Here is a 26,413-nt window from a genome sequence, read left to right as displayed (position 1 = left end):
CTTGCCTCTCCGCAACCGTCTGAGACTACTCGCGATATCGGGCCTCGCGCTGTTCACCGTTTCGGCTTCGCTGCCGCCCGCCGCGGCCGACGGCCCGCGTTCCCACCATCCTTCGGGCGGTGGGCTGTCCGCCACGATCCGGTACACCGAGTACGGCATCCCGCACATCCTGGCGAAGGACTACGCGAGCCTGGGCTTCGGCAATGGCTGGGCCCAGGCCGCCGACCAGGTGTGCACCCTCGCCGACGGCTTCGTGACCCTGCGCGGCGAGCGGTCCCGGTTCTTCGGCCCGGACGCGGCTCCGGACGGTTCGCTGTCCTCCGCGACGAAGAACCTCTCCAGCGACCTGTACTTCCGCGGGGTCCGCGAGAGCCACACCCTGGAGAAGCTGCTGAGGACGCCCGCTCCGGCGGGTCAGAGCCGGGACGTCAGGGAGCTGGAGCGCGGCTGGGCGGCCGGCTACAACGCGTGGCTGGCGCAGAACCGGATCGCGGACCCGGCCTGCCGGGGCGCCGACTGGGTGCGTCCGGTGACGACGCTGGACGTGGTGGCGCGCGGCTTCGCGCTCTCGGTGCTCGGCGGTCAGGGGCGCGCCATCGACGGCATCACCGGCGCCCAGCCTCCCACCGGGGCGGTGCAGGTGCCCGAGGCCCCGTCGCCGGGTGACGCGGCGGACGCGGCCCGGCGGCTGCTGTCGACGCAGAACGCGGACATGGGCTCCAACGCGGTCGCGTTCCGCGGTGACACGACGGCGAACGGGCGCGGCCTGCTGCTCGGCAATCCGCACTACCCGTGGCAGGGCGGCCGTCGCTTCTGGCAGTCCCAGCAGACGATTCCCGGCGAGCTGAACGTCTCGGGCGGTTCGCTGCTCGGCGCACCGACCGTGTCGATCGGGCACAACGCGTACATCGCGTGGAGCCACACCGTCGCCACCGGGGTGCCGCTCAACCTCCATCAGCTCACCCTCGATCCGGCCGATCCGACGGTGTATCTGGTGGACGATCGGCCCGAGCGGATGACGAAGCGCACGGTCTCGGTCCCGGTGAAGGGCGGCGGGGCCGTGACCCGCACCCAGTGGTCGACCCGCTACGGGCCCGTCTTCACCTCGCTCGGTGGCGGGCTGCCGTTGCCCTGGACGGCGACGACCGCGTACGCGCTCAATGACCCGAACGCGGTGAATCTGCGGTTCTCGGACGCCGGTCTCGGCTTCAGCCGGGCGCGCAGCACCGCGGACGTCGCGGCGGCGCTGCGCCGTACCCAGGGGCTGCCGTGGGTGAACACCATCGCCGCCGACTCGTCCGGGCACTCGTTCTTCTCGCAGTCGCAGGTGCTGCCGCGGATCACGGACGAGCTCGCGGAGCGTTGTTCCACCGAGCTGGGCAGGGCGACGTATCCCTCGTCCGGGCTGGCGGTGCTGGACGCTTCGCGGAGCGGCTGCGCGCCGGGGTCGGACCGGGACGCGGTGCAGCCGGGCATCTTCGGTCCGGGCCGGATGCCCACCATGAAGAACGCCCCGTACGTGGAGAACTCCAACGACAGTGCCTGGCTGACGAACGCCGCCGCGCCGATGACCGGCTACGAGCGGGTGTTCGGCGCGGTCGGCACGCAGCGCTCGCTGCGGACCCGGGGCGCGGTCGAGGACGTGTCCGCGATGGCGGCGAAGGGCCGGCTGACCGTGGCCGATCTTCAGCGTCAGCAGTTCGCGAACCGCGCACCGGCCGGTGATCTGGTCGCCGGGGACCTGGCCGCGGCCTGTGCGGCACTGCCCGGCGGCAACGCGGTCGGCAGTGACGGCGGGGCGGTCGATGTGTCGGCGGCGTGCGACGTGCTGCGGCGCTGGGACCGGAAGGTCGACACCGGCAGCCGGGGCGCGCTGCTCTTCGACCGGTTCTGGCGCCGGGCGACGGCCACGGTCGCGGGGGCCGAGCTGTGGAAGGTGCCCTTCTCCCCCGCCGATCCGGTCGGGACGCCGAACACGCTGAACACCTCGGCGCCCGGCGTCGCCACGGCGCTCGCCGACACGGTGGCCGAACTGCGGGCGGCCGGGATCGCGCTGGACGCCCCGCTGGGCCGGCACCAGTGGGTGGAGCGGAACGGGAAGCGGATCCCGATCGGCGGCGGCACGGAGTCGCTCGGCATCTGGAACAAGACGGAGCCGTTGTGGGACGCGGCGGCCGGCGGCTACCGGGAGGTGCCGGCCGGTTCCAGCTATATCCAGGCGGTCGGCTGGAACGGCAGCGGTTGCCCGGTGGCGCGCACCCTGCTCACGTACTCCCAGTCCTCCGACCCGGGCTCGGCGCACTACAGCGACCAGACCGAGCTGTACTCGGCCGAGCGGTGGGTGACGTCCCGGTTCTGCGAGCGGGACATCCTGCGCTCGCCCGCGCTGCGGGTCGTGCGGGTCCACGAACGCCGGTAGTCCCTCGCGGTGCGATCGGCCCCTGCCCGTCCGGCGGGCGGTCAGGGGCTGATCGCGAGGAAGACGAACGCGGCGAAGATCGACAGATGGACGCCGCCCTGGAGCAGGGTGGCCCGTCCCGGTACGACGGTCAGCGCGCCCACCATCACGGTGAGGGCGAGCAACACCATATGGGTGGCACCGAGGCCGAGATGGAGCGGTCCGTCGAGCCAGATCGAGGCGAGGGCGATGGCCGGGATGGTCAGGCCGATGCTCGCCATCGCCGAGCCGAGGGCGAGGTTGAGACTGGTCTGGATCCGGTCGCGGCGGGCGGCCCGTACCGCCGCCAGGGTCTCCGGCAGCAGCACCAGCAGTGCGATCACGACGCCGACCACCGCCTGGGGCATTCCGGCCGCCTCCACCCCGGACTCGATGGTCGGCGACACGGACTTGGCGTCACCGACGACCGCGACCAGCGCGACCAGCAGCATCACCAGGCTCAGCGCGGTGGCGCCGCGCCCGGGCAGCGCCGCGTGGTGCTCGTCCGGCTTGAGCGCGCCCTCGGGTGTGAGCGGCAGGAAGTACTCGCGGTGCCGCACCGTCTGTACGGCGACGAACAGCCCGTACAGCAGGAGCGAGGCGACGGCGGCGAAGGTCAGTTGGGCGGTGGAGAACTCGGGGCCGGGTTTGCCGACGGTGAAGGTCGGCAGGACCAGGCTGAGGGTGGCGAGGGTGGCGACGGTCGCGAGGGCCGCCCCGGAGCCCTCGGCGTTGAAGACGACGACACGGGAGCGGACGGCGCCGACCAGCAGCGACAGTCCGACGATCCCGTTGCAGGTGATCATCACGGCGGCGAACACGGTGTCGCGGGCGAGCGCGGACGTCTTGGGGCCGCCTCCCACCATCAGGGTGACGATGAGGGCCACTTCGATGACGGTGACGGCGACGGCCAGGACGAGCGAGCCGAACGGTTCGCCGACCCGGTGGGCGATGACCTCGGCGTGGTGCACGGCGGCCAGGACGGCGCCCGCCAGGCAGAGCGCGACCACGGCGACGGCGAACCCCGGCAGTTCCCGGCCCCAGCTGAAGACCAGCGCGAGCGCGGCGACGAGCGGCACGACCACCGTCCACCGGGTCGCCAGCGACCGGATCGTAGCGCTCGCGTTCATGGGCCACACCCTGCCAGAGCCGGTACGGGGGCGCTCGTCGGGCGGCGGCCGTACGGCGGCTCACACGGCCCGTGAGTGACCTTCCCAGTACGGGTCGCGCAGCCGACGCTTGTAGAGCTTGCCGTTGGGGTCGCGGGGCATCACCTCGATGAAGTCGATGCTCCTGGGCCGCTTGTATCCGGCGAGCCGCTGTTCGCAGTGGCCCAGGATCGCGGCGGCGAGCTCCTCCCCCGCCCGGTGTCCCTCGGCCGGTTCGACGACCGCCTTGACCTCCTCGCCCCAGTCGGGGTGCGGGATGCCGAAGACGGCGACATCGGCGACGGCGGGGTGTCCGAGCAGGGCGCCCTCGATCTCGGCGGGGTAGATGTTGACCCCGCCGGAGATGATCATGTCGATCTTGCGGTCGCGGAGGAAGAGGTAGCCGTCCTCGTCGAGGATGCCGAGGTCGCCCACGGTGAAGAAGTCGCCGATGCGGTTCTTCTTCGTCTTGGTCTCGTCCTTGTGGTAGCTGAAGCCGCCGGTGTTCATCTTCAGGTAGACGGTGCCGAGCTCGCCGGGCGGCAGCCGGTTGCCGTCGTCGTCGAAGACGGCGAGTTCACTGATCGGCCAGGCCCGGCCGACCGTGCCCGGCTTCTTCAGCCAGTCCTCGGCGGTGGCGAAGGCGCCGCCGCCCTCGCTGGCCGCGTAGTACTCCTCGACGCACCTGCCCCACCAGTCGATCATGGCGCGCTTCACATGGTCGGGGCAGGGCGCGGCGCCGTGGATGGCGTGCCGCATGGCCGTGACGTCGTACCGCCGTTTCACCTCGTCGGGGAGAGCGAGGAGGCGGTGGAACTGGGTCGGGACCATGTGGGTGTGGGTACAGCGGTGGGTGTCGATGAGCCGGAGCATCTCCTCGGGCGTCCACCGGTCCATCAGGACGAGCGGGTGTCCGATGTGCAGGGACGCGCCCGCGAACTGCAGGACGGCCGTGTGGTACAGGGGCGAGCAGACCAGGTGGACGTTTTCGTCGAACGGTCCGATGCCGAAGATGCCGAGGAATCCGCCGAGGTGGCTCTCCTCGGGAAGCCGTCCGGAGAGCGGACGGCGGATGCCGCGCGGGCGGCCCGTGGTGCCCGAGGTGTAGTTCATGACCCAGCCCAGGGTGCGGTCCTCGGGGGCTGCCCCGGACTGCCCTTCGAGGAGTTCGGCGTACGGGCGGAAGCCGTCGACCGCGCCCACGGCGAAGCGGTGGCTCGCCGGCAGTCCCGCCTCGTCGGCGGCCTCGGTGGCGGCCGGTGCGAACCGCTCGTGGGCGATGAGCACCTTGGCGCCGGAATCGGCGACGATCCAGGCGATCTCGGGGCCGACGAAGTGGTGGTTGACGGGGACCAGGTAGAGGCCGGCCTGGGAGGCGGCGAGGTAGGCGGTGAAGAACTCGACGCCGTTGGGCAGCACGACCGCGAACGCGTCACCCTTTCGGAGCCCGGCCGCGCGCAGTCCGTGGACGAGGCGGTTGGCGGCGGCGTGCAGCCGGCCCGCCGTCCAGCTCTCGCCGTCGGGTGCGATCAGTACCGTGCGGTCGGGGTCGGCGGTGGCCTGGGCCCAGAAACCGTTGGGCGGCTGACTCATGAGGCGCTCCGTCCGGCGATGCGGTTGATCCGGTCCACGGCTCGCTCGAAACCGCGGGTCAGGTCGTCGAAGACGGCCTGCACACTGCGTTCGCTGTTCATCCGGCCGACGATCTGGCCGACGGGGGTGCCGAGCAGCGCGCCGGTCTCGTACTTCTGGATGCGCGAGACGGCCTCGGCCACCAGCAGCCCCTGGAGCGGCATGGGCAGGGTGCCGGGCCCGGCCGGGTCGTCCCAGGCGTCGGTCCATTCGGTACGGAGCTGGCGTGCGGGCTTGCCGGTGAGGGCGCGGGAGCGGACGGTGTCGCCGGAGCCGGCGGCGAGGAGCTTGCGGGTCAGCGCGCGGGAGTGCAGATCGGCCTCCTCGGCGGTCAGCCAGAGGGAGCCGAGCCAGACGCCCTGGGCACCGAGGGCCAGTCCGGCGGCGATCTGCTCGCCGCTGCCGATTCCTCCTGCGGCGAGGACGGGAAGCGGTCCGACGGCGTCGACCACGTCCGGGACCAGGACCATGGACGCGATCTCACCGGTGTGGCCGCCCGCCTCGTAGCCCTGGGCGACGACGATGTCGATGCCCGCTTCGGCATGGTGGCGGGCGTGCTTCGCGCTCCCGGCCAGGGCGGCGACGAGCACGCCCCGATCGTGGGCGCGCCGGACGACGTCGGCGGGCGGCGATCCCAGGGCGTTGGCGAGGAGCTTGATGGGGTAGTCGAAGGCGACGTCCAGCTGGTTGCGCGCGACCTCCTCCATCCAGCCGGTGATGCGCCAGCCGGACGCCTCGCCCTCGGCGAGTTCCGGCACTCCGTGCTCGGCGAGGGTGTCCTGGACGAACTTCCGGTGGCCGGCCGGGATCATCGCCTCGACATCGGCCTCGGTCACCCCCTCCACCTTCTTCGCGGGCATGACGACATCGAGGCCGTACGGCTTGCCGTCGGTGTGCTCCTGCATCCAGTCGAGATCGCGCGCGAGGTCGTCGGGGGCGGTGTAGCGGACCGCGCCGAGTACGCCGAATCCGCCGGCCCGGGTGATGGCCGCGGCCACCGCGGGGAACGGCGTGAAGCCGAAGATGGCGTGCTCGACTCCCAGTTTCTTGCTCAGCTCCGTCTCCATGGGGCGCAGGATGCCTCAGCCCGACATCCGAGGGAAGAGATTTTCTGATGCAGTGTCAGATTCTTTGTGACGCAGGGGGCCTCCGTGGCGGCGGGGGTGACAGTAATCTCTGCGGCGGCAGGAAGTTTCATTGCCGGACGAATTTTCGAAAGTTACTTTCGCGCAGTGAGAAGGAGTTCCGGATGACCGAGGACGCGGCGGGCAGAGGGATCAGCCGGCGGAGGCTGGGCGGTGGGATGCTGGCCCTGGGCGGGGCACTCGCCCTGGCGCCGATTCCGTTCGCGGAGCGGGCGTCGGCCATGGAGTCGGGGGCGGGGTCGTCGGACATGAGCACAGGGGCCGGGGGCGCCGCGCCGGGACACGGCAGGCCGACGTTGCGGCGCGGTTCGGCCGAACGCGCCGGGCTGCTCCAGGAGCCCCTGGACCAACTGGTCGTCGAGGCGGAGAAGTTCCTGGCCGCCTCCCCGAAGCACCCCTGGTACGCGGGGGCGGTGCTGCTCGCGGGGCGGGGTGGCACGGTGGCCCTGCACCGGCCGGTCGGCAAGGCCGTGCGCTACGCGGCGTACGACGAGAAGTCCGACACCGGCGTGGAGTTCCCGCCGGACCGGCAGATCCCCATGGCCGAGGACACCGTCTTCGACCTGGCTTCGGTGTCGAAGCTGTTCACCTCGATCCTGGCCGTGCAGCAGATCGAGCGCGGGACGCTGGAGCTGGAGGCGAAGGTCGCCTCGTACCTGCCCGATTTCGCGGGCGGCGGCAAGCAGGACATCACGATCCGTCAACTCCTCACGCACACCTCCGGGTTCCGTGCCTGGATCCCGCTGTACAAGGCGCCCACCCGCGAGGGGAAGCTGCAGCTGCTGTGGGACGAGGTGCCCGCGAGCCCGCCGGGCACGGTGTACCTCTACTCCGACCTCAACCTGATCTCGCTGCAACTGGTGCTGGAGAAGCTCACCGGCCGCACGCAGGACGTCCTGCTCCGTGAGCAGATCACCGCTCCGCTCGGGATGCACCGCACCCGGTACAACCCGCCGTCCTCCTGGAAGCCGAAGATCGCCGCGACCGAGGACGCCCGGCTGCCGTGGTCCGGGCTGGAGCGCGGACTGGTCTGGGGCGAAGTGCACGACGAGAACGCGTACAGCCTGGGCGGGGTGGCGGGCCACGCCGGAGTCTTCTCCTGCGCCTGGGACCTGGCGGTCCTCGCCCGTACGCTGCTCAACGGCGGGGTCTACGGCCGCGCGCGGATCCTGTCCGCCGAATCGGTCGACCTGCTGTTCACCGACTTCAACACCGCGTTCCCCGGCGATGCCCACGGCCTCGGCTTCGAGCTCTACCAGCACTGGTACATGGGGGCGATGGCCACCCCGCGCACCGCGGGCCACACCGGCTTCACCGGCACCAGTCTCGTACTGGACCCGACGACCGACTCGTTCCTGATCGTCCTCGGCAACTCTGTTCACCCTGTGCGTAGTTGGCGCTCCGGCAGCGCCCCGCGCGTCGCCACCGCGAATCAGATGGCGCGCGCCGTCGCGGTCCGCCCCGCCCGTGGCCGTACGGCGTGGTTCTCGGGGATGGCGAGCGCCGCCTCGGCCACGCTCACACTGCCCCCGCTGCGCCTCGCCTCCTCGCACGGCCGGCTGAGCTCGGCGCTGTGGTGGGACACCGAGCCGGGGTCCGACTCCCTCTTCCTGGAGGCGTCGGCGGACGCCGGGGCGACCTGGCAGCCGGTCCCGTTCACCACCGTCCCGACGTCGCGGAGGCCCCGCCCCGAGCCAGAGCCGCATCCCACCGGAGCGGTCTCCGGCTGGTCCGGCCGGGTATGGCACCGCCTCGACGCGGACCTCGCCGCCTGGCGCGGCAAGGAGGTCCGGCTGAGGTGGCGGTACACGACGGACCAGCTGTACGTCGGACGCGGGGCGTATGTGGACACCGTCCGGGTCGAGGACGGCAACCGGACGCTCTTCGACGAGAGCCGGTCCGGCGACGCCGCGCGCATCGAGGCGCTGGGCTGGACGGCGTCGGCGGACTGAGCCCGCATCGCACCGGGCGGACCGGTTTTCGGCCGGTCTCCGGGCCGGTCTCAGGGGCCGGGGCGCCGCACCCGAAGCGGTGGCCCCGGCGGCCACCCGGGAAGTCCGTCCGGATCACCGTGACCCGACCGGACTCCACCGCCCCACTCGAAGCGGACGGAGCGGGGAAGGCGTCGCGCCGCAGCCGGGCACCCTGACCGGCACCCGTTTCGTTCCCCCCGGAGAATGGTCCCATGACCACCTCGACGCAGCCGCCCTGGGAACGTGCCGAGCGCCTCGACGCCGGCCGGACGGCGGATGCCGTGCACGCCGGGACCGGCGTGCGGCTGGTCGTCGAGGGGCCCTGTCCGGGCGGCGAGGTGGGTGCCGCGTACGTCCGTTGGCCCGACGGCCACCGGTCCGTGCTGAAGCGACGGCCGGGCACCCGGCTCGACGCGCTGCGGGCGGGGCCCCTGGCAGTCTGCGAGGCGCTGCGCGATCAGGGGTATCCCTGCCCGTCCACGGAGCTGGCGCTCCAGGTGGATGGAGGGGTGGTGCTGGTCCAGGAGCTTCTGCCGGGCGCACCGCCGGAGTTGCTGGACCATCACGGCCTGGATCAGGCTCTCGCCCTCAACGAATCCCAGGCCGGGCTGCTGGCCGGGCGGGCGGACATCCCTTCGGTGCACCTGTATCTGCTGGACGACGGTCCCGGCTACTGCCTTCACGAGCCACTGCTTCTCCACAGCCCGCGCAGCGCCGCCCTCGAACGCCGGGTCCGTTCGGTCGGCGCCGGTCGTCCTCCCCGTCTGGCCGGGGACGATGCCGTGCACCAGGACTTCCACCACGGCAACCTGCTCACCGTGGACGGCACGGTCACCGGGGTCATCGACTGGGACGGCGCCGGGCGGGGAGACCGCCGATTCGACCTGGTCACGCTGCGCTTCGGGCTGCACGCACAGGAACAGGCACCGGGGGTGGTCCGCCGGCTCGACGACATCCTGGACACACTGCCCGACGACGTTCTGCGCCCCTGCTGGGCCCACATGAGTCTGCGGATGACCGACTGGGCCATCCGGCACTTCGCACCGGGCGACGTGGAACACTGGCTTGATCTGGCCGAGCAACGCCTGTGACGGAGGCGGGACGTACGGGTCCGGGGTAGGTTCCTGCCGTGGCCGCACGCCCGTGTGTGGCCGCGTCACGCGTGGGAACCGGCCGATCCGGTGGGCATACCCGTCCGGCCCCGTCCCCCACGACCGGTGGACCGACGAGCGCAACGCGATCGGCCCGCAGCACGACGCCCCGCGGGTGAGGACCGGTGAGGAGCCGGACGAAGCGCCGACGGTGAGCTGACGGTTCGGCCCCACCGTGAGCCGGAACGACCACCGCGACCTCGTGCGGCAGGAGAACCATGAAGTCCACCATCGAGGCGCCCGCGACCCGTCCGACGCCCTTGCGGGTTCCGGCCTTCCGGCGGTTCGCGCTTGCCTCTCTCGTCTCGACGACCGGCTCGGCGATGACGCCCCTCGCACTCGCCTACGCGGTGATCGGCCAGGGCGGCGGAGCCGGGTCGCTCGGTGTGGTGCTGGCGACCAATTCGGTCCCCACCATCGTCTTCATCGTCGCGGGCGGTGTGCTCGCGGATCGACTCTCCCGCAGCCGGATCCTGTTCCTGAGCAACCTGCTGGCCGCGACCGCGCAGGGTGTGCTCGCGACGCTCGTGGCCACCGGCCACGCCACGACGGCCTCGATCGCCGGGTGCGGCTTCGTTTCGGGGATCGCCACGGCCTTCACGGCTCCGGCCGCGACGGGTGTCGTGGCGCAGATCGTCGCGGCCGAGCATCTACAACGGGCCAACGCGCTGCTCCGGCTTCCGAGCAATGCCGTCAAGGTGCTCGGCCCTGTTGCCGGAGGGGTGATCGTCGCGGTCGGCGGGCCGGCCTGGGCCCTGTCCTGGGACGCGCTCAGCTTTCTCGTCGCGGCGCTGCTCCTGCTCGGCCTGCGGCTGAGCGCACCGGTCACGACGAGCAGCGCCCTGGCCGATCTGCGGGCGGGGTGGTCCGGGTTCCGGTCCCGCACCTGGCTGTGGACGTACACCGCCGCCGGAACGGTGGTGGTCGCCGCGTGGCTGGCCGGTTTCCAGCTTCTCGGTCCCGTGATCGCTGACGAGCACTACTCGGGGGCGCGTTCCTGGGGGCTCGTCCAGGGCGCGTTCGCCTTCGGGCTGCTGGCCGGAACGGTGGTGTGCCTGCGCTGGAAGCCGTACCGGCTGCTGGCCGTCGCCGTGATCACCGGGGCCGGGCTCTGTCTGCCGCCTGCGGCACTGGGCTTCGGGCTGGCCCTGCCCTGGGTGCTCCTCGCCGCCGTACTGGCGGGCGTCGGGCTGGATGTCGCCATCGTGGCGTGGAGCACCGCGCTCCAACAGCACGTGCCCCAGGAGGAACTCGGCCGGATGAGCTCGTTCAACGGCGTCGGGGAGCGGATCGCCATCCCACTCGGCTACCTCGTCACCGCCCTCGCCGCGCATGCCTGGGCCGACCGGACCGTACTCCTGGTCTGTGCCGGTGCCATCGTGGCCACCACGGTCCTCAACCTCTGCGTGCGGGACGTGTACCGCGTCAATCGCGCCTGAGCGTGCGGGCATGCGTGTGCGGGAGAGCGCGACCGCCGTCTCAGAGCGGCCCGGTGTCGTCCGGCTGGATGCCTGCCCGGCGGGACACGTCCTCGCTGTGCTCCAAGTGGTCGCGCCCCTGTTCGCCGAGCTGCCCGAGCACCCCGGCGAGCACCGTCTCGACGGTGGCGAGCGTCGGGACCATGCTGTCGTACGGCGACGGCGCGGCGACATGGCTTGGCAGGACGACGTCGGCGAGGCTGGTCACCGGCGAGAGCCAGGCGTCGGTGAACAGGACGACCTTGCTTCCGCACCGCGCTGCCATCTCGGCGATGACGACCTTGTCCGGCTCGTAGCGCCGGTAGTCGAAGACCACGAGGACGTCCTGCCGCCCGAGACCCGCCAGGACCGCGGTCCGCTCCACGTCACGGTCCGGCAGGACGACCACGTCGTCACGCAGTTGCATGAGGTGGAGCCCCAGGTACTGCGCCAGCAGATGCGTGAACCGGCCGCCGGCCAGGATGATGCGGCGCTTGGGGTGGCAGAGCAGGGAGATCGCCGCCTGCACGTCGTGGGGCGGCAGTTCCCGCAGCGTGCGGGCGACCTCGGAGCTGAACACGTCCGGTCCGCCCTCGGGGTGCGCCGCGTCCCGCCCCTCCGCGTCCGGTGCGCCCGGTGACGCGGCGCCGTATCCCCGTGTGCTGTAGAGCTGAAGAGGTGAGGCGCTGCGTTCCTCCAGTTCTCCCCGCAGCGCCGCCTGGAAGTCGGGGAAGCCCTTGTAGCCGAGCCGGTTGACGAAGCGGATCACCGTGGGCGCGCTCACCGCGGCGCGTTCGGCGAGCGTGGCCACCGTCTCGAAACCGGCCGACGGGTAGCCGGCGAGCAGAACCCGGGCCACCTTGCGTTCGGCGGGGCTGAGGTCACCGAATCGTTGCCGGATCTCTTCGGCGAGTGAGGACATGGGCCGGGTGCCACCTTTCTGAAGGGGTTCAGATTACGTGGACCGGCGTGCTCCGGGCATCCGGGCCGGCTGCCGTCGTGGAGCCGAGAGCCGTGATCAGTGCCGCGAGCAGGGCGACCCGGTGCGGGACCGTCGTCACGTCCAGCCACTCCTCCGGGCTGTGGTCACCGCCGCCGACCGGGCCGAGGCCGTCGAGCGTCGGAACCCCGGCTCCGGCGATGGTGTTGGCGTCGCCGACGCCACCGGTGGCGGCGGCCCCCAGGTCGAGTCCGAGCTGCGCCCCGGCCTCCCGGGCGCGGGCGAACACGGCGCGGGCCGCCGGGGTGTCCTCCATGGCCGGGCAGGTTTCCGTCTGCCGCACGGTGGCCCGGGTGCCCGGTACGGACAGTTGGGCGGCGGCCACGACGATGGCCTGCCTGGCCCTCTGGATGCCCGATTGGGTCGAGGACCGTACCTCCACGTGCAACTCGGCCTCGGGGCAGACGATGTTGATACGGCTGCCGGCCCGGACCATCCCCACATTGACCGTGACGTCCTCCCACCGTCCGTTCATCTCCTGGCAGGCGATGAGCAGATGAGCGGCGGCCAGCGCGGCGTTGGCTCCGCGTTCCGGTTCGATGCCGGCGTGGGCAGCCCGTCCCGTGACGGTGATCAGGAAGTCCGCCACCCCCTTGCGGGCGATGACGAGGTCGCCGTTCTCCCGGGCGCACTCCAGGCCCAGCCCGTAGTCGACGGCCGAGGCGAGCTCAGCGGTCACCCGGCGGCTGGCCGGTGAGCCGATCTCCTCGTCGGGGGTGGCCAGGAAGACGATCTCCGCGAAGTCCTTCAGCCCGCGGCGCAGCAGGATCTCCACGGCGGCGAGGCCGGCCAGCAGGCCGCCCTTGTCGTCGCTGACTCCGGGGCCGTGGGCGAGCGGACCGTTACGGGTGAAGGGGCGCCGCGCCGCCGTCCCGTCGTCGAAGACGGTGTCCAGGTGCCCGGCGAGAAGGATGCGCCGACCGCCCTGTTCGGCGGGGGTCCGGCCGGGCAGCCGCCCCACCACCAGGTCACCGAAGCGCATGTCCCTGCCGGGGACGGCGACGGGCGTCCGGTCCACCTCGAATCCCAGGCCGGTCAGGCGACGCCCGGTCCATGTCGCGACGCGGTTGACCCCCTCGGGGCTGTACGAGCCGGAGTCGATGGAGACCAGATGTTCCAGGTCCGCCAGGTAACGGGGCTGGAGGGCGAGGGCGTCGGAGAGCAGCAGGGCCGCCGTATCCCGCTGCCGTGCTTCGGGCATCACAGGACCTTCGACAGGAAGGTGCGGGTGCGTTCCTGCCGGGGATCGCCGAGTACCTGCCGGGGGTCACCGGCCTCAACCACGACACCGCCGTCCATGAAGACCGCCGTGTCCGCGACCTCCCGGGCGAATCCGATCTCGTGCGTGACGACCACCATCGTCATCCCTTCCGCGGCCAACTGCCGCATCACATCGAGCACTTCGCCGACCAGTTCCGGGTCCAGCGCCGACGTCGGTTCGTCGAAGAGCATCAGTTTGGGCTTCATCGCGAGCGCTCTGGCGATCGCGACGCGTTGCTGCTGGCCGCCGGACAGCTGGGCCGGATAGCGCTCGGTACGGTCGGCGAGGCCGACCCGGCCCAGCAGTCGCAGGGCGTCGGCACGTGCCTCGGCCCTGGTGACGCCGGCGACCTTCACGGGCGCCTCCATGACGTTCTCCAGCGCTGTCATGTGCGGGAAGAGATTGAACCGCTGGAACACCATCCCGATGTCGCGGCGGGCGCGGGCGATCTCGCGTTCCTTCAGCTCGTACAGCCGGTCGCCCTGCTGCCGGTAGCCGACCGGGGCGCCGTCGACGGAGAGGCTGCCTCCGTCGATCTTCTCCAGATGGTTGATGCAGCGCAGGAACGTGGACTTCCCCGAGCCGGAGGGGCCCAGCAGGCAGCAGACGCGCCCGCGTTCGACGGTCAGGTCGACGCCCCGGAGCACGGAGACCTTCCCGAAGTGTTTGCGCACGCCCTCGGCGTGCACCATCGGCGTTTCCACAGTCATCCCTTCGTGTCGGTCGTTGCGGCGGGGGCGGTCCGGGAGATCCGGAGTGCGGCGCCCGTGACGAGGCGTCGCAGCGGCCCGGCGGCCGGGGTGGTGGGTGCGGTGCCGCGGCCGTAGCGGCGTTCCAGCCAGGACTGCGGCAGGCCCAGTGCCGTGACGAGGATCAGGTACCAGATGCCGGCGACCACGAGCATGGGGATCACCTGGTAGTTCTGGGCGTACACGTCCTGGATGTTGGACATCAGGTCGTGGGCGGAGATCACCGAGACCAGCGCGGTCATCTTGAGCATGTTGATCGTCTCGTTCCCCAGCGGAGGGATGATGACCCGCATGGCCTGGGGCAGCACGATGCGCCGGGTGGTCAGGGCCGGGCGCATGCCGAGCGACTGGGCGGCCTCCGCCTGTCCCGCGTCGACGGACTGGATGCCCGCTCGGACGATCTCGCTCGCGTACGCGGCCTCGTTCAGTCCCAGCGCCAGAAGCGCGGCGACGGCGGGGGTGAGCACCGTGTTGGTGTCCAGGTCCAGGAACGTGATGTGGGTGAACGGGATGCCGATCAGGATGTGTTTGTAGAGGGCACCCGCGTATCCCCAGAAGATGATCTGGACCAGGAGCGGGGTGCCGCGGAAGACCGAGACGAACACGTGGGCCAGGGCGCGGAGTACCGGGTTGGACGACAGGCGCATCACGGCCACCAGTACGCCCAGTCCGAGGCCGACGGCCATGGCTGCCGCGGTGAGCCACAGGGTGGTGGCCAGGCCGTCGAAGACGAGGTCGGCGAAGACGTAGTGCCCGACGATGTCCCAGTGCAGGTTCTTGTTCCCGGCGAGGGAGCCGGTCAGGCCGACGAGGGCGGCGAGGGCTGCCGCGGCGGCCAGCCATCGGCCCCAGTGCCGGATCGGTACGCCGGTGAGGCTCTGCCGGGCAGGCGCTGCGGTGGCTGGGGCGCCGCGTACGGCCCCGGCGGGTGTGAGGGCGGCCATGTCAGGACACCGCCGCGTTCCTGGTGGCCTGCTTGACGGCGATGGAGGCGGCGCCGTACTTGTCGCAGATCTTGCCGAGCGTGCCGTCGTCGATGAGTGCCTGCAGGGCCTTCTGGATCGCGTCGGTCAGCCCGGGAAGCTGTTTGCTGACACCGATGCCGTTGGGCGTCGCCTCGTAGCCGCCGCCCGCGGCGGGATCCTCGACGACCTCGAAGGCACGGCCGCCGTCGGCGGTCTTCGCCGTCCAGCCGGCGCCGGGCTTCGTCACCAGATCGGCGACCACCTTCCCCGAGCGCAGGGCAAGTTGGGCGTCGGAATCCTTCGGGAACGTCTGGATGGAGACGGCGCCCCGGCCCGCTTCGGCGCACTTGGACTGGTGCTTCTTCAGCACTTCCAGCTGGTGACTGGCCGCCTGGGTGGCGACCTTCTTGCCGCAGAGATCGTCGAGCCGTGCGATCCGGTCCGGGTTTCCCTTGGCCACGAGGATCCCCGAGCCCGATACGGAGTAGTCCACGAAGTCCAGGACGCGCTGGCGCTCCCTGGTGTCGGTCATGGCCGAGATGACCGCGTCGAACTTGCCGGCCTGGATGCCGGGCACGATGCCGTCGAACTTCTGTGCCGTGAAGGCGAATCGCACCCCCAGCTTGGCGCCGAGCGCCTGGCCGAGGTCATGGTCGAGCCCGGTGAGCTCGGGCCGCCCCTCGGTCTTGAACATGACGAACGGTGCATACGGTACGTCGGTGGCCACCCGGACCGTGCCGCTGGACCTGATGGCCGAGGGCAAGGAGGCGTGGAGTTTCGCGTCGCGGGTGACGTGCACACCCGCAACGGCGACATCGCCGGCCGGGGCGGCGGCGTCATCGACGGCGCCGCCTTCTCCGCATGCGGACAGCGCCGTGGACGATGCGATCAGCAGTGCGGTGGCCGCTACTGCGCGGCGGACTGGGCGGGTAGGCAAGACGGACCCCTCTCGCGGAACTGCCGTGCGGTTGGTTCAACCGCCGACCAGATGCCCGCACGTTACATGCAAGGATCAATTTGACCACACTGTAATTCCCGTAACAGGTCGATAACAGTCGACATCCGCAGCGAAATGATCCACTATCGATGGATTCACCACTCATTGGCGCGACTCGCGCGTCACACCTCGCACCGGAGACTCGTTTCAGAATGTCGATCTTCAGGCGCATGTGTAACGCGCTCGACATGCGACGCCCCGGGACCGGCCGTCCGGGTCAGTACGTGTGGTCGGCGGAGAGCCGGAGGGTCTGTTCCGCCGTGGTCGCGCGAAGGGTGAGGAGGGTCCGGGTGAGCGCGCCGACCGTGCCGAGGCGGGCGATCCGGCCGGCCGTGGTCTCCAGCCCGAAGACGGGGTCCCGCCCCCGGCGACGAGAGTGTGCGTGCAGGTCTCGCTCAGGGGCGACTGCGCGTAGCTGGTGAGGCCGATGACCTCGACGCCCGCGCGGCGGCACGGCGAGCGGTGTCGACGGTGCCCCGGGTGGCGCCGGTGTGGCTGGTGGCCCGGCAGACCGCACCGGAGAGCAGTTGGGCGGCGGCGAGCTGGGCGGTAAGCGGGTCGGCCGGTGCGTCGACGACGCACCCGAGGGCATGCAGGCGGTAGGCGGCCGCGGAGAGGCCGGCCGCCGCGACCACGGTGCGGGACGCGGCATCCAGCGCGGTGGCCGCGGCGACCAACCGGTCGTCGGTCAGCGTGGTGGCGGGGTCGTCGAGGGCTTCACGGGAGGCGTGCCATCACCCGTGGCGCCGCGCCGCCGCTCGTGGCCGTCGCCTCCGTGACGGTACCGAGCCAACCGCTCGGCGCCGCCGAGATGGCGGGCGTACTGGTCATCTCGACCGGACTGGCCGGGCCGGCCTTCGCGGACGGGTGGCCCGGGCGCGCACAGCTGGCCGCGCTCGTCGCGGCGGTGGCCACCGGTACGGTCATCGCGGCCTACACCGTCGTCGACGGCACAGGAGTGCGCCGGTCCCAGACCGTCATCGGCTACATCGCCTGGGTCTTCCTCTGGCTCTTCCTCCGGCTCTTCCTCTGCCAGGGCCCCGCTCTGCCCCTGCCGGCGCTCGCCCGGCGGGGTCGTCCGCTGCTCGCGCAGCTGAAGCCGGTCCGCGGGATCGGCCTGACCGGCGGCGTCATCTCGCCGACCGCCTACGGCCTGGTCATCCGGGCGCAGGCCCACGGCGACCTCGCGACCATCGCGGCCCTGCGCGAGACCAGCATCCTCATCGCGGCGCTGATCGCCACGCCCCTGTTCCGCGAACGGTTCGGGCGACTGCGCCTCACCGCCGGCGCGGCCGTCCTCGCCGGCATCGTCGTACTCGAACCCGCCCATCCCTGAACCTTCGATCCGACAGGGTGGCAGCGGCCGCGCCGTGTCCGCGTCCCATGATCCGCCGGACCCGCCACGGCTACACCGCCCGGCCCACGACCTGCTGTTCCGGCACGCCCGGTGCCGGGATCGCGGCGGTCGCACCGACCGGCGCCGGGGCCGTCGACTCCCGTACGACCAGCCTCGGCCGGATGAGCAGCGACCGCCCCGCCGCCGGGGCCGAGTCGATCCGGGCCCGCAGCTGCTGGAAGGTCTCCGCGGCCATCTCCGGCAGCGGCTGGCGGACCGTGGTGAGCGGCGGTTCGAAGAGGTCGGCGAGGAGGATGTCGTCGAAGCCGACCACGGAGACGTCCTGGCCGGCGCTGCGCCCGGCGTCCTTGGCCCCCCGGCAGATCCCGATCGCGCACATGTCGTTGATGGCGACGAACGCGGTGGGCGGGCGGGGGCCGCCGAGGAGCTCCCGGGCCGCGTTCCGCCCCAGCTCGGCCGCGTCCTTGTCACCGAACTCGGTGGCGTCGGCGCCCGGCCAGACGATCGCGTCGGCCGGGTCGAGCCCGGCCGCCTCCAGGGCGGCCCGGAAGCCGCGCAGGCGCTCACGGCGGTTGACACTGTTGACCGAGCCGGAGACGAACGCCAGCCGGCGGTGACCGAGTTCGACCAGGTGACGGGTGGCGATCTCGGCGCCCATCGCGTTGTCGACACTGATGGAGGCCAGCGACGGCGGATCCCCCGCCTGCGCGGTGCGGTCGAAGGCGACCATCTTCAGCCCTCGGCTCAGCAGTGGTGTCATGTGGTCGAGCGAGGGCAGCGAGGAACAGAGCACCACTCCGCTCACCCCGTCCGCGAGCAGTTCCTCGCCGTACTTGAGCTCGCGGGCCGCGTCGCGCTCGCTGTTGCACAGCAGTACGTGGTACCCCTCGGCCAGCGCGATGGCCTCCAGCTCGCGGGCGAGCGCCCCCCAGAAGGGGTTGGCGACCGACGGCACGATGAGGCCGATGACCTTGATACGGCCGGTGCGCAGCATCCGGGCGGCGCGGTTGGGCCGGTAGCTGAGCTGCTCGATCACCTGCTCCACGCGAGCCAGCGTGGCCGCCTGCATACGGTCCGTCCGCCCATTGAGGACGTTGGAGACCGTGCTCGCGGAGACCCCCGCGGCCTCCGCGACCTGATGGATCGTTACCCCGCTCATGCCACCTCCGGTTCGGAACTCGCTAGACCATACCAGTGTATCGATTTACTGAACTTCGTTTACCGGTACACCCGTTAACATCCCCGAAAATTCATGTGCATCAGCTGTTGACGTCGCTCTCAAGGCGTTCCTAGCATCAGTGCATCGATTTACCAGCACTTCCCAGCCATGGCTGGGTCTCATCGCTGGATCGATCCACAGCCTCCACCTCAAAAGGGGTGTTCCATGCAACTCAAAAGACGGTCGCTGCTTGCCGCCATCGGCGCCGGTACCGCTGCCGCCGCGCTCAGCGGGTGCGGAACCGGCACTTCGGCGGCAGGCTCCGCCGACGGTCCCGCCGAAGGTGAGATCACTCTGCTCACCCCGATCTACGAAGGTGCCGACGGCAAGACGCTGTTGGAGAAGGAAATACTGGGCGGTTTCCGGAAGAAGTACCCGGACGTCAAGGTGAACGTGGACTACACCACGTACGCCCAGCTCAACGAGAAGATCACCACCGGGCTCGCGGGCGGTCTGCTGCCCGACGTGCTGATGATGGGCGTGGGCTGGATCCCGCCGTTCGCCGCGAAGAAGGCGATCGCGGAGCTGCCCGAGAAGTTCGCCACCGCGCACGACTACGAGAAGCGGGTGCTGGAACCGTCCCGGTACGACGGCAAGCTGTACGCGCTGCCGGTCGTCCTCGACACCCGCATCGTCGTCTACCGCAAGGACCACTTCGCCGAGGCCGGCATCAAGAAGACCCCGGCGAACTGGGCCGAGCTGCGCGCCGTGGCCAAGCAGCTCACCAAGGACGGCCGGATCGGATTCGACCCGTTCTCCATCGATCTGCGCCAGTGCTGGGAGACCTTCCTCTTCGCCAACGGCGGCCAGCTGTTCAGCTCGGACGGCAAGAAGGTGCTGTTCACCGACGCCCGCGGCGTCGAGGCGCTGCAGTTCTTCAAGGACCTCGTCAAGGACGGCTCCGCCGACTACGCCAAGAAGACGGACGCCGGCGCCCCGTCGAACGTCCAGACCGGCAAAGCGTCGATGATGATGACGACCAGCGCGCTGTGGAGGCAGGCAGGCGACCAGTCGCCGGACCTGATCAAGGACGACAAGCTCGGGGCGTTCATCCTCGCGAACCGCAAGCCCGCGATGCTCCAGGGCGGCACGCTCGTCACCCAGTCCGCCAGTTCCAAGCATCCCGCGGCGGCCCGTGCGCTCGTCGAGTACCTCGCCACGCCCGAGTCGATCCTCGGCGCGGCCAAGCAGCGCGGTTCGGTGCCCGGCCTGAAGGACCTCAGCGACTCCTCGTACGTGAAGGAGAACAAGTTCGTCGACCTCTCCTTGCAGAGCATGGGCGACGCGTGCTCCGAGGGCGGCACCGCGGCGTGGATGGAGATCCGCGAAAAGATCAAGCCCACGCTGGAGCCCGCGATCGTGGGCAACCAGTCCGCGAAGGACGCCATCGCGGAACTCGGCAGGCTCGCCGAGGCCGCAATCGGCCGGATGTAAGGACCCGTCGCTGTGGGAGCTACATCCGTATTGAAGGCGCGCCCCGCGCCGCCCTCCGCCCCGGACGGACGCACGGTCGCGAAGAAGCGCACCGGCCGGGTACCGACGGGGCCGGGGCGCCGCAGGCAACGCGCCGGCATGCTGATGGTGGCGCCCGCGCTGCTGCATGCCTCGCTCTGGATCGGTCTGCCGGTCGTCGCATCGGTGGTCCTGGCCTTCACGAAGTACGACGTGCTGACGGCGCCGCAGTTCGTGGGTCTGGACAACTTCACCGAGATGTTGGACGACGCGGTCTTCCGCAAGTCCATCGTCAACACCGTCATCTACACCTTCTTCACCGTGCCGTTCGGCATGATGCTGGGGCTGCTCGTCGCCCTGGCGCTGCACACCGGTCTGAAGGCCCGCGGCATCTTCCGCACCGCGGTCTTCCTGCCGCAGGTGACGGCGACCGTGGCGATCGCACTGGTCTGGCTGTGGATCTACAACCCGGGCAACGGGCTGCTGAACACGCTCCTGTCGTTCCTCGGGATCGACGGTCCGGCCTGGCTCGCCTCGACCTCGTGGGCGATGCCCTCGGTGATCCTGGTCGGCATCTGGCAGGGCATCGGCATGAAGATGCTCATCTACCTCGCCGCGCTCCAGTCACTGCCGAAGGAGCTGTACGAGGCGGCTTCGGTGGACGGTGCCTCGAAGGTGCGGCAGTTCTTCTCGATCACCCTGCCGCTGCTGAAGCCCGCGACGTTCTTCGTCCTCATCACGTCGATGATCAGCGCGTTCCAGTCCTTCGACCAGATCTACATCCTGACCGACGGCGGCCCCGCCAACAGCACCACGATGATGACGTACGAGATCTACAAGTCCGCCTTCCGGGAGTTCCGCGTCGGCTACGCCTGTGCCCAGTCACTGGTGCTGTTCGTGCTGCTGATGGGCTTCACCCTGGTCAACCGGCGGATCATGGGAGGCACCCGTGGCCACAACTGAGCTGCACGCGCCAAGGGTCGCGAAGAAGTCCCGGCCGGTGAAGAACGGCAAACCGCTCACCGCCGGCCGGATCGCGCTCTACGCGACCCTCACCCTCGTCTCGCTGCTGATGGTGGTGCCGTTCGTCTGGATGGTGCTCACCTCGCTCAAGACCCCGGTGGAGATCGCCTCCCAGGACGCCGGACTGCTGCCGGAACACTGGGAGTTCGGGAACTACGTCGAGGCGCTGAAGGCGGCACCGTTCGCGACGTACGCGCGCAACAGCTTCATCATCGCCTTCAGTCACACCCTCATCAACGTGGTCGTGGCGTCGATGGCCGGGTACTCGCTGGCACGGATCAAGTTCCGGGGCAGCGAGGTCATCTTCTACCTCTTCATCGCCGCGCTGATGATCCCCACGTACACCAAGGTCCTGCCGGAGTTCCTGATCGTCCGCTTCATGCCGCTGGCCGGCGGGAACGACATCCTCGGCCAGGGCGGCAGCGGCTGGCTGGACTCCTGGTGGGCGCTGATCGTTCCCGGCGCCGTCACCCCCTTCGCGGTCTTCCTCTTCCGCCAGTTCTACCTGGACCTTCCGGTGGAGCTGGAGGAGGCGGCCAGGCTCGACGGCCTGGGCGAGTTCCGGATCTACGCCCGGATCATGACGCCGCAGGTCAAACCCGCGATCATCACCGTGGCGCTGCTGACCTTCGAGTCGTCGTGGAACAACTTCCTCTGGCCACTGCTGGTGACCCATACGGACAGCCTGCGGGTGATCCAGGTCGGACTCTCCGTCTTCAAGACGGAGAACGGCCCCCAATGGCACTTCCTCATGGCCGGCACCACGCTGGCCACGCTGCCCATGGTCATTCTCTTCCTCATCGGCCAGCGCTACTTCGTGCAGGGCTTCGCGACCGCCGGTCTCAAGTGACCGGTTCCGGTCCCCGGTGACCGGCTCGGGCCCCAACGGTTCTTCCTCGAAAGGTACTTACTCCATGTCTGCTGATCTCAACGGCTCCCGCGCACTGGTGACAGGGGCGGGTCACGGCATCGGCCGTGCCATCGCCGTCGCGCTCGCCGAGGCCGGCGCGGACGTCGCCGTCCACTACAACTCCTCCGCCGACGAGGCCGCGAAGACGGTCTCCGCGATCGAGGCGCTGGGCCGCCGGGCCAAGGCCTTCAAGGCCGATGTCACGGTGACCGCCGATGTGGACCGGCTCGTCGAGGAGGCGACCGGCTTCCTCGGCGGCCTGGACGTGCTGGTCTGCAACGCGGGTCATCTGATCGGCCGGGCCACCATCGCCGAGATGTCCGACGACCACTTCGACCAGGTCATCTCCACCAATCTGACGTCCACGTTCCGCACCGTGCGCGCCGCCGTCCCACATCTGAAGGAGTCGTCGGCCGGCCGCGTCATCACGATGTCCTCGCTGGCCGCCCACAACGGCGGCGGCCCCGGCTCGGTGGCCTACGCGGCGGCCAAGGCCGGTGTGCGCGGCTTCACCAAGGGCCTGGCCAAGGAGCTCGGGGGCACCGGCATCACGGTCAACTCCGTCGCGCCCGGCTTCATCAAGGGCACCGCCTTCCACGACACGTTCACCGCCCCCGAGGCGCAGCAGGCCATGGAGGCCGGCATCCCGGTAGGCCGGGCCGGCACCCCCGAGGACGTCGGCGCCGCGGTCGTCCACCTGGCCTCGCCGTCGTCCGGCTTCCTCACCGCCACCACGGTGGACATCGACGGTGGCGTGTGGCCGCGTTGAGGCGGATCGCCCGGGAGCGGGGCGGCTGGTGGCACGCGTACGTCTGCCCGGCGCACGGCGTGGAGCTCGACCACGGTGATCTGCTCTCCGGGGTGTTCCCCGAGGGCGGTGCGCGCTGCGCGTACGGCTGCCGGGTGGACGACGAGGCGGTGCGCGGCGCCTGGCTGGTGCTCTCGCACCAGGCGTGGGCGCGGCACCTGCGGGTGCTCGCCCACCGCAAGGAGCGCGCGGAGTCGGTGTCGCGGCTGGTGGAGTACGCGGGGCTTTACGCCTCGCTGGCCACCGAGCGGCACGGCGAGGCGCAGTCCTGGATGCTGCGCGGCCGGCTCTTCCACCAGGCGCTGACCGACGCCATCTGGGCGGTGAACGTCGGGCACGCCGTGATCACGCTCGCCGAGCAGTCGACCGAGGACCTGGCGCCGGTGCTGCCACTGCTGGACGCGCTGGAGCAGGCCGCGCTCGACGCCCGGGACGTGCTCACCGGTCAGGGCCATCTCGCCTCCAACTACACCGCGTGGCTGAACGCGGCCGGCGCGGCCGCGAGCCGGGGCGGTGCGGCGGCCCGCGGCCAGGAGTGGGACGGTGCCGGGCGGTGGCTGGAGGGCGAGCACGGGCTGTACGCGCATCTGCGCGTCGCGGTCGCCGACGACGGCTGGGAATGGGAAGGCAGCACCTACTACCACGGGTTCGTGCTGCGGGCGGCGCTGCTGGCGCTGCGGGGCACCGACCCCGCCGCCATGCCGTCCGACGTGGTGGAGGTGCTGGCCGGGATGACGGATGTACTGGCGGCGATCGCCACGCCGGGCGGCATCCTGCCGGCGCTGCACGACGGCCCGTATCTGCGCCACCCGCTCGCCCTGGAGTGGCTCGAACTCGTGGCTCTGGCACAGCAGTTGGTGCCCTCTTCGGCACTGGAAGCGGTGGCCGGGCGGGCCCGTGCCGAGCTCGGCACGCAGGACGACGGGCTCGATCGCGAGCTGGACGGCTGGTTCGCCGGGCCGCCGCTGCCGCAGCGGCCGGCGCCCGGTCCGGTGACGGTGTTCCCGACCGCCGGGTACGCGGTGCTGCGGCATGCGGGCGTCCACGCGCTGGTGGACTTCGGTCCGCACGGCGGCTCGCACGGCCATCGGGACAAGCTGTCGCTGTATCTGTACGGGGACACCACGCCGTGGCAGCCCGACCCGGGCCAAGTCCCCTACGCGCACGCGGAGTTCCGGGACCTTTACGCGTCCACGGAGGCCCACCCGGCGTTCCGGGTGGACGGCGCCGAACAGGCCGAGTGCACCGGGCGGCTGCTCGGCTCGGACGGTTCGTCCGTCACCGCCGAGGTGAGAGCCGCGTACGAGGGTGTGCGCGCGGTGCGACGGGTGGTCCTCGGTGACAGCTATCTGGTCGATCTGCTGACGGTTCGGGCCGTGGAGGAGCGGCGCCTCACCGCGCAGCTTCGTCCCGGTGTGGCGCTGGACGTCCAGCTCCAGGCCCCGGGCGAGGTCCGCACCACCTGGTACGGCGACGAGACCCTGCACGGCTGGCACACCCACACCCCCGGTGCGGCCGTGCGTCCGGTCTCCCGGCCGGGCCCCGGCCCGGCGGACGACCCGCAACGGGTGCGCACCCGGGTCGACTTCACCGCCCAGTCGGACCTGGTCACCTTCGCCTCGGTGTACCAGGCGGCGTCGGCCGGGCCCGCCGTGGCCGACGTGACGCTGGACGGTGACGGGGTACTGACGGTCTCGCTGACCGACGGCAGCACCGCACGGTTCCGGACGGAGGACTGACCCTTGTTGCTCTCGGCGACCCCGCCGCCCGGCCCGCGCCCCGCGCAGCAGGCCCGGCTGTACGAGGAGGCTGCCCGCCACCGCGGGCTGACCCCGCCCCGTACGCATCCCCTGGCCAGCATCACCTGGCTCGGCCCGGCCGCCTCCAACCCGGCGCTGGCCCACCGGGTGAGCGGCGACCCGGCCCATCTGGCGGAGAGCCGGCGCTGGATCGAGGCCGCGGTGCGGCTGCCGCACTGGGGCAAGGCCCATATGCCGGACCACGATCTGGACGCCGGCTGGCTGCTGCACCATCTCTCGCTCGCCTACCGGTGGATCGGCGACGACCTGCCGGACGGCGTGCGGGCGCTGCTGCGGTACAAGCTGCTGCTCCAGGGGCGGCGGATGTACGAGTTCGCGGTGGCGAGCGAGGGCCGCTGGTGGTCGTCCTCGTACTGGCAGAACCACAACTGGATCTGTTACGCCGGGCTGGCGACGGCCGGATACGTGCTGGGCAAGGAGGAGTGGACCGAGCGCGCCAAGGACAATCTCGGCACGGTCCTCGATCTGATGCCCGACGACGGTTCACACGCCGAAGGGGTCGTCTACTGGCGTTACGGAGTGCCGTTCCTCGCCATTCACCTGGATCTCCTCCAGGAGGCGGAGGGCATCGACTGGTGGGGGCGGGGCGGCTTCCTGACGAACACCTTCCGCTACCGGCTGCACCAGCTGGCCCCCGGCTTCGCGTTCAACGTGGACCACGGAGACTGCCACGACCGGCGCAGCGGACACAGCGCCGGCCTGTACTACCGGCTCGCGGCGCAGTACGGGATTCCCCAGGCTCAGTGGCTGGGCGATCTCGCCTCGGGTGAGCTGCTGTGGCAGGAGGCGGCACAGAGCGGGGTGCGGCCGGGGATCCTGCCGGAGGCGTATCTCGAATACCTCTGGTACGACCCGTCCGTGGCCGGCGCCCGGCCCACGGAGACACGAGCCTTCTTCCCGGACCTCGGGTTGCTCGCGGCCCGCACCGGATGGGACGACGACGCCACGCTCGTCTCGTTCAAGGCGAGCCCCGGCGGTGGCCACAAGGCGTGGGAGACCTCCGAGAAGCACCGGGCGGAGCTGGGCTGGGAGACCCTCAACCAGGGCCACCACCATCCCGATTCGGGCTCGTTCGTGCTGGTGTCGCAGGGCGCGTTCCTCGCGGTGGACGAGGGTTACAGCAACCGCAAGCGGGCCGCGCACCACAATCTGCTGCTGGTGGACGGCCAGGGTTACGCGGACGAGGACCGCTACCACGTCTACAAGGACATCCCGTACGAGCGGCAGGCCCGGCAGCGCGATGTGCTCGCCGGTCCCGGCTGCGGGTGGGCGCACGCCACGGCGGAGATCGCCGCGATGTACGACCCGGACCTGGGCGTGCGGCGGCTGGACCGGACGCTGGTGTTCACCCCGTCGGGGCGGCTCGTGCTGCTCGATCTCGCCCAGGCGGACACGGAGCGGGAATGGACGTTCCTGCTCCAGACCGACCGGCCCACCGAGCCGGGGCCGGACGGCGGCCGGCTGATCCGGTCCGGGGCGGCCTCCGCCCTGGTGCGGCAGTTCGCGCCGCAGGACGCCTCGGTCGTCTCCGAGGCCACCGAGGTGGAGGCCAATCCGACGTCCAGCACGCCGGAGCTGCGGCTCACCCGCACCCTGCACACCCTGAGCGCGACAACCGCGCGCTCGGCGGACGCACTCTTCCTCACCACGATCGTCCCGGGCCCGGCACCGGCCGCCGCCGAGCGGGTGTCGTGCACGCAGGGCCAGGGCGTCACCTTCGGCGAGGAGACCGTGCTCCTGTCCCCCGTCGCCCGCCGGATCCGTACCGCCTCGGTGTCGGCGAACGCGGCGGCGGTGCTGCTCGGCGCCGAGGGCTCGGCGCCGTACGTGGTGGCGGCCACGCGGCTGGAGCTGGACGGCCGCGTGCTGCTCGACGTCCCGGAGCCGTACACAGGAAAGGTCGGCTGAT

Annotated in this window: 21 protein-coding genes; 11 read left to right on the top strand and 10 right to left on the bottom strand. The window is 71.1% G+C overall.

The genetic code is table 11. From position 1 onward, the window contains the following. The first annotated feature begins 1 nt into the window (after position 1). Positions 2 to 2,419, top strand: a complete 2,418-nt coding sequence (locus ACGF8B_RS29915) for a penicillin acylase family protein (protein ID WP_392744796.1) — start codon at positions 2 to 4, stop codon at positions 2,417 to 2,419. Between the two features lie 41 nt (positions 2,420 to 2,460). Here ACGF8B_RS29915 and ACGF8B_RS29910 read toward each other — a convergent pair whose 3' ends face one another. From ACGF8B_RS29910 to ACGF8B_RS29900, 3 genes are read right to left on the bottom strand one after another with little or no spacing between them, the layout of a single operon-like run. Further along, the gene (locus ACGF8B_RS29910) at positions 2,461 to 3,567 is read right to left on the bottom strand and encodes a calcium:proton antiporter (RefSeq protein ID WP_392744794.1); all 1,107 of its coding nucleotides are present in this window, start codon (positions 3,565 to 3,567) and stop codon (positions 2,461 to 2,463) included. Between the two features lie 60 nt (positions 3,568 to 3,627). Beyond that, on the bottom strand, positions 3,628 to 5,178 hold the full coding sequence (locus tag ACGF8B_RS29905; RefSeq protein WP_392744791.1) for an acyl-CoA synthetase: 1,551 nt from the start codon (positions 5,176 to 5,178) through the stop codon (positions 3,628 to 3,630). Next, positions 5,175 to 6,284, bottom strand: a complete 1,110-nt coding sequence (locus ACGF8B_RS29900) for an NAD(P)H-dependent flavin oxidoreductase (RefSeq protein WP_392744789.1) — start codon at positions 6,282 to 6,284, stop codon at positions 5,175 to 5,177. Before ACGF8B_RS29900 ends, ACGF8B_RS29905 begins: the two co-directional genes overlap by 4 nt. Positions 6,285 to 6,466: 182 nt before the next feature. On the opposite strand from ACGF8B_RS29900, the gene ACGF8B_RS29895 reads away from it, so the two are divergent. The 3 genes from ACGF8B_RS29895 to ACGF8B_RS29885 all read left to right on the top strand — a co-directional run bounded on the left by ACGF8B_RS29895 (position 6,467) and on the right by ACGF8B_RS29885 (position 10,925). Further along, positions 6,467 to 8,314, top strand: coding sequence for a serine hydrolase (locus ACGF8B_RS29895; RefSeq protein ID WP_392744786.1), 1,848 nt, complete (start codon positions 6,467 to 6,469; stop codon positions 8,312 to 8,314). A 233-nt stretch (positions 8,315 to 8,547) separates the two neighbouring features. Then, complete coding sequence (locus tag ACGF8B_RS29890) at positions 8,548 to 9,426, top strand: phosphotransferase (RefSeq protein WP_392744784.1); 879 nt, start codon at positions 8,548 to 8,550, stop codon at positions 9,424 to 9,426. A gap of 278 nt (positions 9,427 to 9,704) precedes the next feature. Beyond that, positions 9,705 to 10,925, top strand: a complete 1,221-nt coding sequence (locus ACGF8B_RS29885; protein WP_392744782.1) for an MFS transporter — start codon at positions 9,705 to 9,707, stop codon at positions 10,923 to 10,925. 40 nt (positions 10,926 to 10,965) lie between these two features. Here the strand turns inward: ACGF8B_RS29885 and ACGF8B_RS29880 are convergent, their stop codons facing one another. The 6 genes from ACGF8B_RS29880 to ACGF8B_RS29855 all read right to left on the bottom strand — a co-directional run bounded on the left by ACGF8B_RS29880 (position 10,966) and on the right by ACGF8B_RS29855 (position 16,592). Then, complete coding sequence (locus tag ACGF8B_RS29880; protein WP_392744780.1) at positions 10,966 to 11,865, bottom strand: MurR/RpiR family transcriptional regulator; 900 nt, start codon at positions 11,863 to 11,865, stop codon at positions 10,966 to 10,968. Between the two features lie 28 nt (positions 11,866 to 11,893). Then, positions 11,894 to 13,144: a M20/M25/M40 family metallo-hydrolase gene (locus ACGF8B_RS29875; protein WP_392744778.1), complete on the bottom strand. Its 1,251-nt coding sequence runs from the start codon at positions 13,142 to 13,144 to the stop codon at positions 11,894 to 11,896. Next, positions 13,144 to 13,914: an amino acid ABC transporter ATP-binding protein gene (locus tag ACGF8B_RS29870; protein WP_392744775.1), complete on the bottom strand. Its 771-nt coding sequence runs from the start codon at positions 13,912 to 13,914 to the stop codon at positions 13,144 to 13,146. Before ACGF8B_RS29870 ends, ACGF8B_RS29875 begins: the two co-directional genes overlap by 1 nt. Further along, positions 13,911 to 14,897: an amino acid ABC transporter permease gene (locus tag ACGF8B_RS29865; protein ID WP_392744773.1), complete on the bottom strand. Its 987-nt coding sequence runs from the start codon at positions 14,895 to 14,897 to the stop codon at positions 13,911 to 13,913. The genes ACGF8B_RS29870 and ACGF8B_RS29865 overlap by 4 nt, the downstream gene beginning before the upstream one ends. Before the next feature lies 1 nt (position 14,898). After that, positions 14,899 to 15,855: an ABC transporter substrate-binding protein gene (locus ACGF8B_RS29860; RefSeq protein WP_392744770.1), complete on the bottom strand. Its 957-nt coding sequence runs from the start codon at positions 15,853 to 15,855 to the stop codon at positions 14,899 to 14,901. 455 nt (positions 15,856 to 16,310) lie between these two features. Further along, on the bottom strand, positions 16,311 to 16,592 hold the full coding sequence (locus tag ACGF8B_RS29855) for a hypothetical protein (RefSeq protein WP_392744767.1): 282 nt from the start codon (positions 16,590 to 16,592) through the stop codon (positions 16,311 to 16,313). A 98-nt stretch (positions 16,593 to 16,690) separates the two neighbouring features. On the opposite strand from ACGF8B_RS29855, the gene ACGF8B_RS29850 reads away from it, so the two are divergent. Continuing rightward, positions 16,691 to 17,251: an EamA family transporter gene (locus tag ACGF8B_RS29850; protein ID WP_392744764.1), complete on the top strand. Its 561-nt coding sequence runs from the start codon at positions 16,691 to 16,693 to the stop codon at positions 17,249 to 17,251. Between the two features lie 70 nt (positions 17,252 to 17,321). Here the strand turns inward: ACGF8B_RS29850 and ACGF8B_RS29845 are convergent, their stop codons facing one another. Further along, entirely contained in the window at positions 17,322 to 18,431 is a 1,110-nt protein-coding gene (locus ACGF8B_RS29845; protein ID WP_392744761.1) for a LacI family DNA-binding transcriptional regulator, read from the bottom strand. Between the two features lie 225 nt (positions 18,432 to 18,656). Between ACGF8B_RS29845 and ACGF8B_RS29840 the strand changes: the two genes are divergently transcribed. From ACGF8B_RS29840 to ACGF8B_RS29815, 6 genes are all read left to right on the top strand, one after another. Further along, on the top strand, positions 18,657 to 19,925 hold the full coding sequence (locus tag ACGF8B_RS29840; RefSeq protein WP_392744759.1) for an ABC transporter substrate-binding protein: 1,269 nt from the start codon (positions 18,657 to 18,659) through the stop codon (positions 19,923 to 19,925). 12 nt (positions 19,926 to 19,937) lie between these two features. Beyond that, positions 19,938 to 20,906 (top strand): carbohydrate ABC transporter permease, encoded by a 969-nt coding sequence (locus ACGF8B_RS29835; RefSeq protein ID WP_392744756.1) that lies wholly within the window; start codon positions 19,938 to 19,940, stop codon positions 20,904 to 20,906. Further along, positions 20,893 to 21,816, top strand: coding sequence for a carbohydrate ABC transporter permease (locus tag ACGF8B_RS29830; protein ID WP_392744753.1), 924 nt, complete (start codon positions 20,893 to 20,895; stop codon positions 21,814 to 21,816). Before ACGF8B_RS29835 ends, ACGF8B_RS29830 begins: the two co-directional genes overlap by 14 nt. A gap of 64 nt (positions 21,817 to 21,880) precedes the next feature. Beyond that, positions 21,881 to 22,645 (top strand): SDR family NAD(P)-dependent oxidoreductase, encoded by a 765-nt coding sequence (locus ACGF8B_RS29825; RefSeq protein ID WP_392744751.1) that lies wholly within the window; start codon positions 21,881 to 21,883, stop codon positions 22,643 to 22,645. Further along, positions 22,633 to 24,423, top strand: a complete 1,791-nt coding sequence (locus tag ACGF8B_RS29820; RefSeq protein ID WP_392744748.1) for a heparinase II/III family protein — start codon at positions 22,633 to 22,635, stop codon at positions 24,421 to 24,423. Before ACGF8B_RS29825 ends, ACGF8B_RS29820 begins: the two co-directional genes overlap by 13 nt. Positions 24,424 to 24,426: 3 nt before the next feature. Continuing rightward, a complete protein-coding gene (locus tag ACGF8B_RS29815) occupies positions 24,427 to 26,412 on the top strand; it encodes a hypothetical protein (RefSeq protein ID WP_392744746.1) in 1,986 nt (661 codons plus the stop codon). Position 26,413 lies beyond the last annotated feature (1 nt).

Source organism: Streptomyces sp. NPDC047917, from assembly GCF_043204345.1.
In the GTDB taxonomy this organism is placed as follows: domain Bacteria; phylum Actinomycetota; class Actinomycetes; order Streptomycetales; family Streptomycetaceae; genus Streptomyces; species Streptomyces sanglieri.
The sequence above is the reverse complement of the archived record's forward strand: the minus strand, read 5'-3'. Positions and strand labels throughout refer to the sequence as shown.

Coding starts and splice junctions, on each gene's coding strand:
- ACGF8B_RS29910 (WP_392744794.1), bottom strand. CDS start 3,567: ATGAACGCGAGCGCTACGATCCGGTCGCTGGCGACCCGGTGGACGGTG.
- ACGF8B_RS29905 (WP_392744791.1), bottom strand. CDS start 5,178: ATGAGTCAGCCGCCCAACGGTTTCTGGGCCCAGGCCACCGCCGACCCC.
- ACGF8B_RS29900 (WP_392744789.1), bottom strand. CDS start 6,284: ATGGAGACGGAGCTGAGCAAGAAACTGGGAGTCGAGCACGCCATCTTC.
- ACGF8B_RS29895 (WP_392744786.1), top strand. CDS start 6,467: ATGACCGAGGACGCGGCGGGCAGAGGGATCAGCCGGCGGAGGCTGGGC.
- ACGF8B_RS29890 (WP_392744784.1), top strand. CDS start 8,548: ATGACCACCTCGACGCAGCCGCCCTGGGAACGTGCCGAGCGCCTCGAC.
- ACGF8B_RS29885 (WP_392744782.1), top strand. CDS start 9,705: ATGAAGTCCACCATCGAGGCGCCCGCGACCCGTCCGACGCCCTTGCGG.
- ACGF8B_RS29880 (WP_392744780.1), bottom strand. CDS start 11,865: ATGTCCTCACTCGCCGAAGAGATCCGGCAACGATTCGGTGACCTCAGC.
- ACGF8B_RS29875 (WP_392744778.1), bottom strand. CDS start 13,144: ATGCCCGAAGCACGGCAGCGGGATACGGCGGCCCTGCTGCTCTCCGAC.
- ACGF8B_RS29870 (WP_392744775.1), bottom strand. CDS start 13,914: ATGACTGTGGAAACGCCGATGGTGCACGCCGAGGGCGTGCGCAAACAC.
- ACGF8B_RS29865 (WP_392744773.1), bottom strand. CDS start 14,897: ATGGCCGCCCTCACACCCGCCGGGGCCGTACGCGGCGCCCCAGCCACC.
- ACGF8B_RS29845 (WP_392744761.1), bottom strand. CDS start 18,431: ATGAGCGGGGTAACGATCCATCAGGTCGCGGAGGCCGCGGGGGTCTCC.
- ACGF8B_RS29840 (WP_392744759.1), top strand. CDS start 18,657: ATGCAACTCAAAAGACGGTCGCTGCTTGCCGCCATCGGCGCCGGTACC.
- ACGF8B_RS29825 (WP_392744751.1), top strand. CDS start 21,881: ATGTCTGCTGATCTCAACGGCTCCCGCGCACTGGTGACAGGGGCGGGT.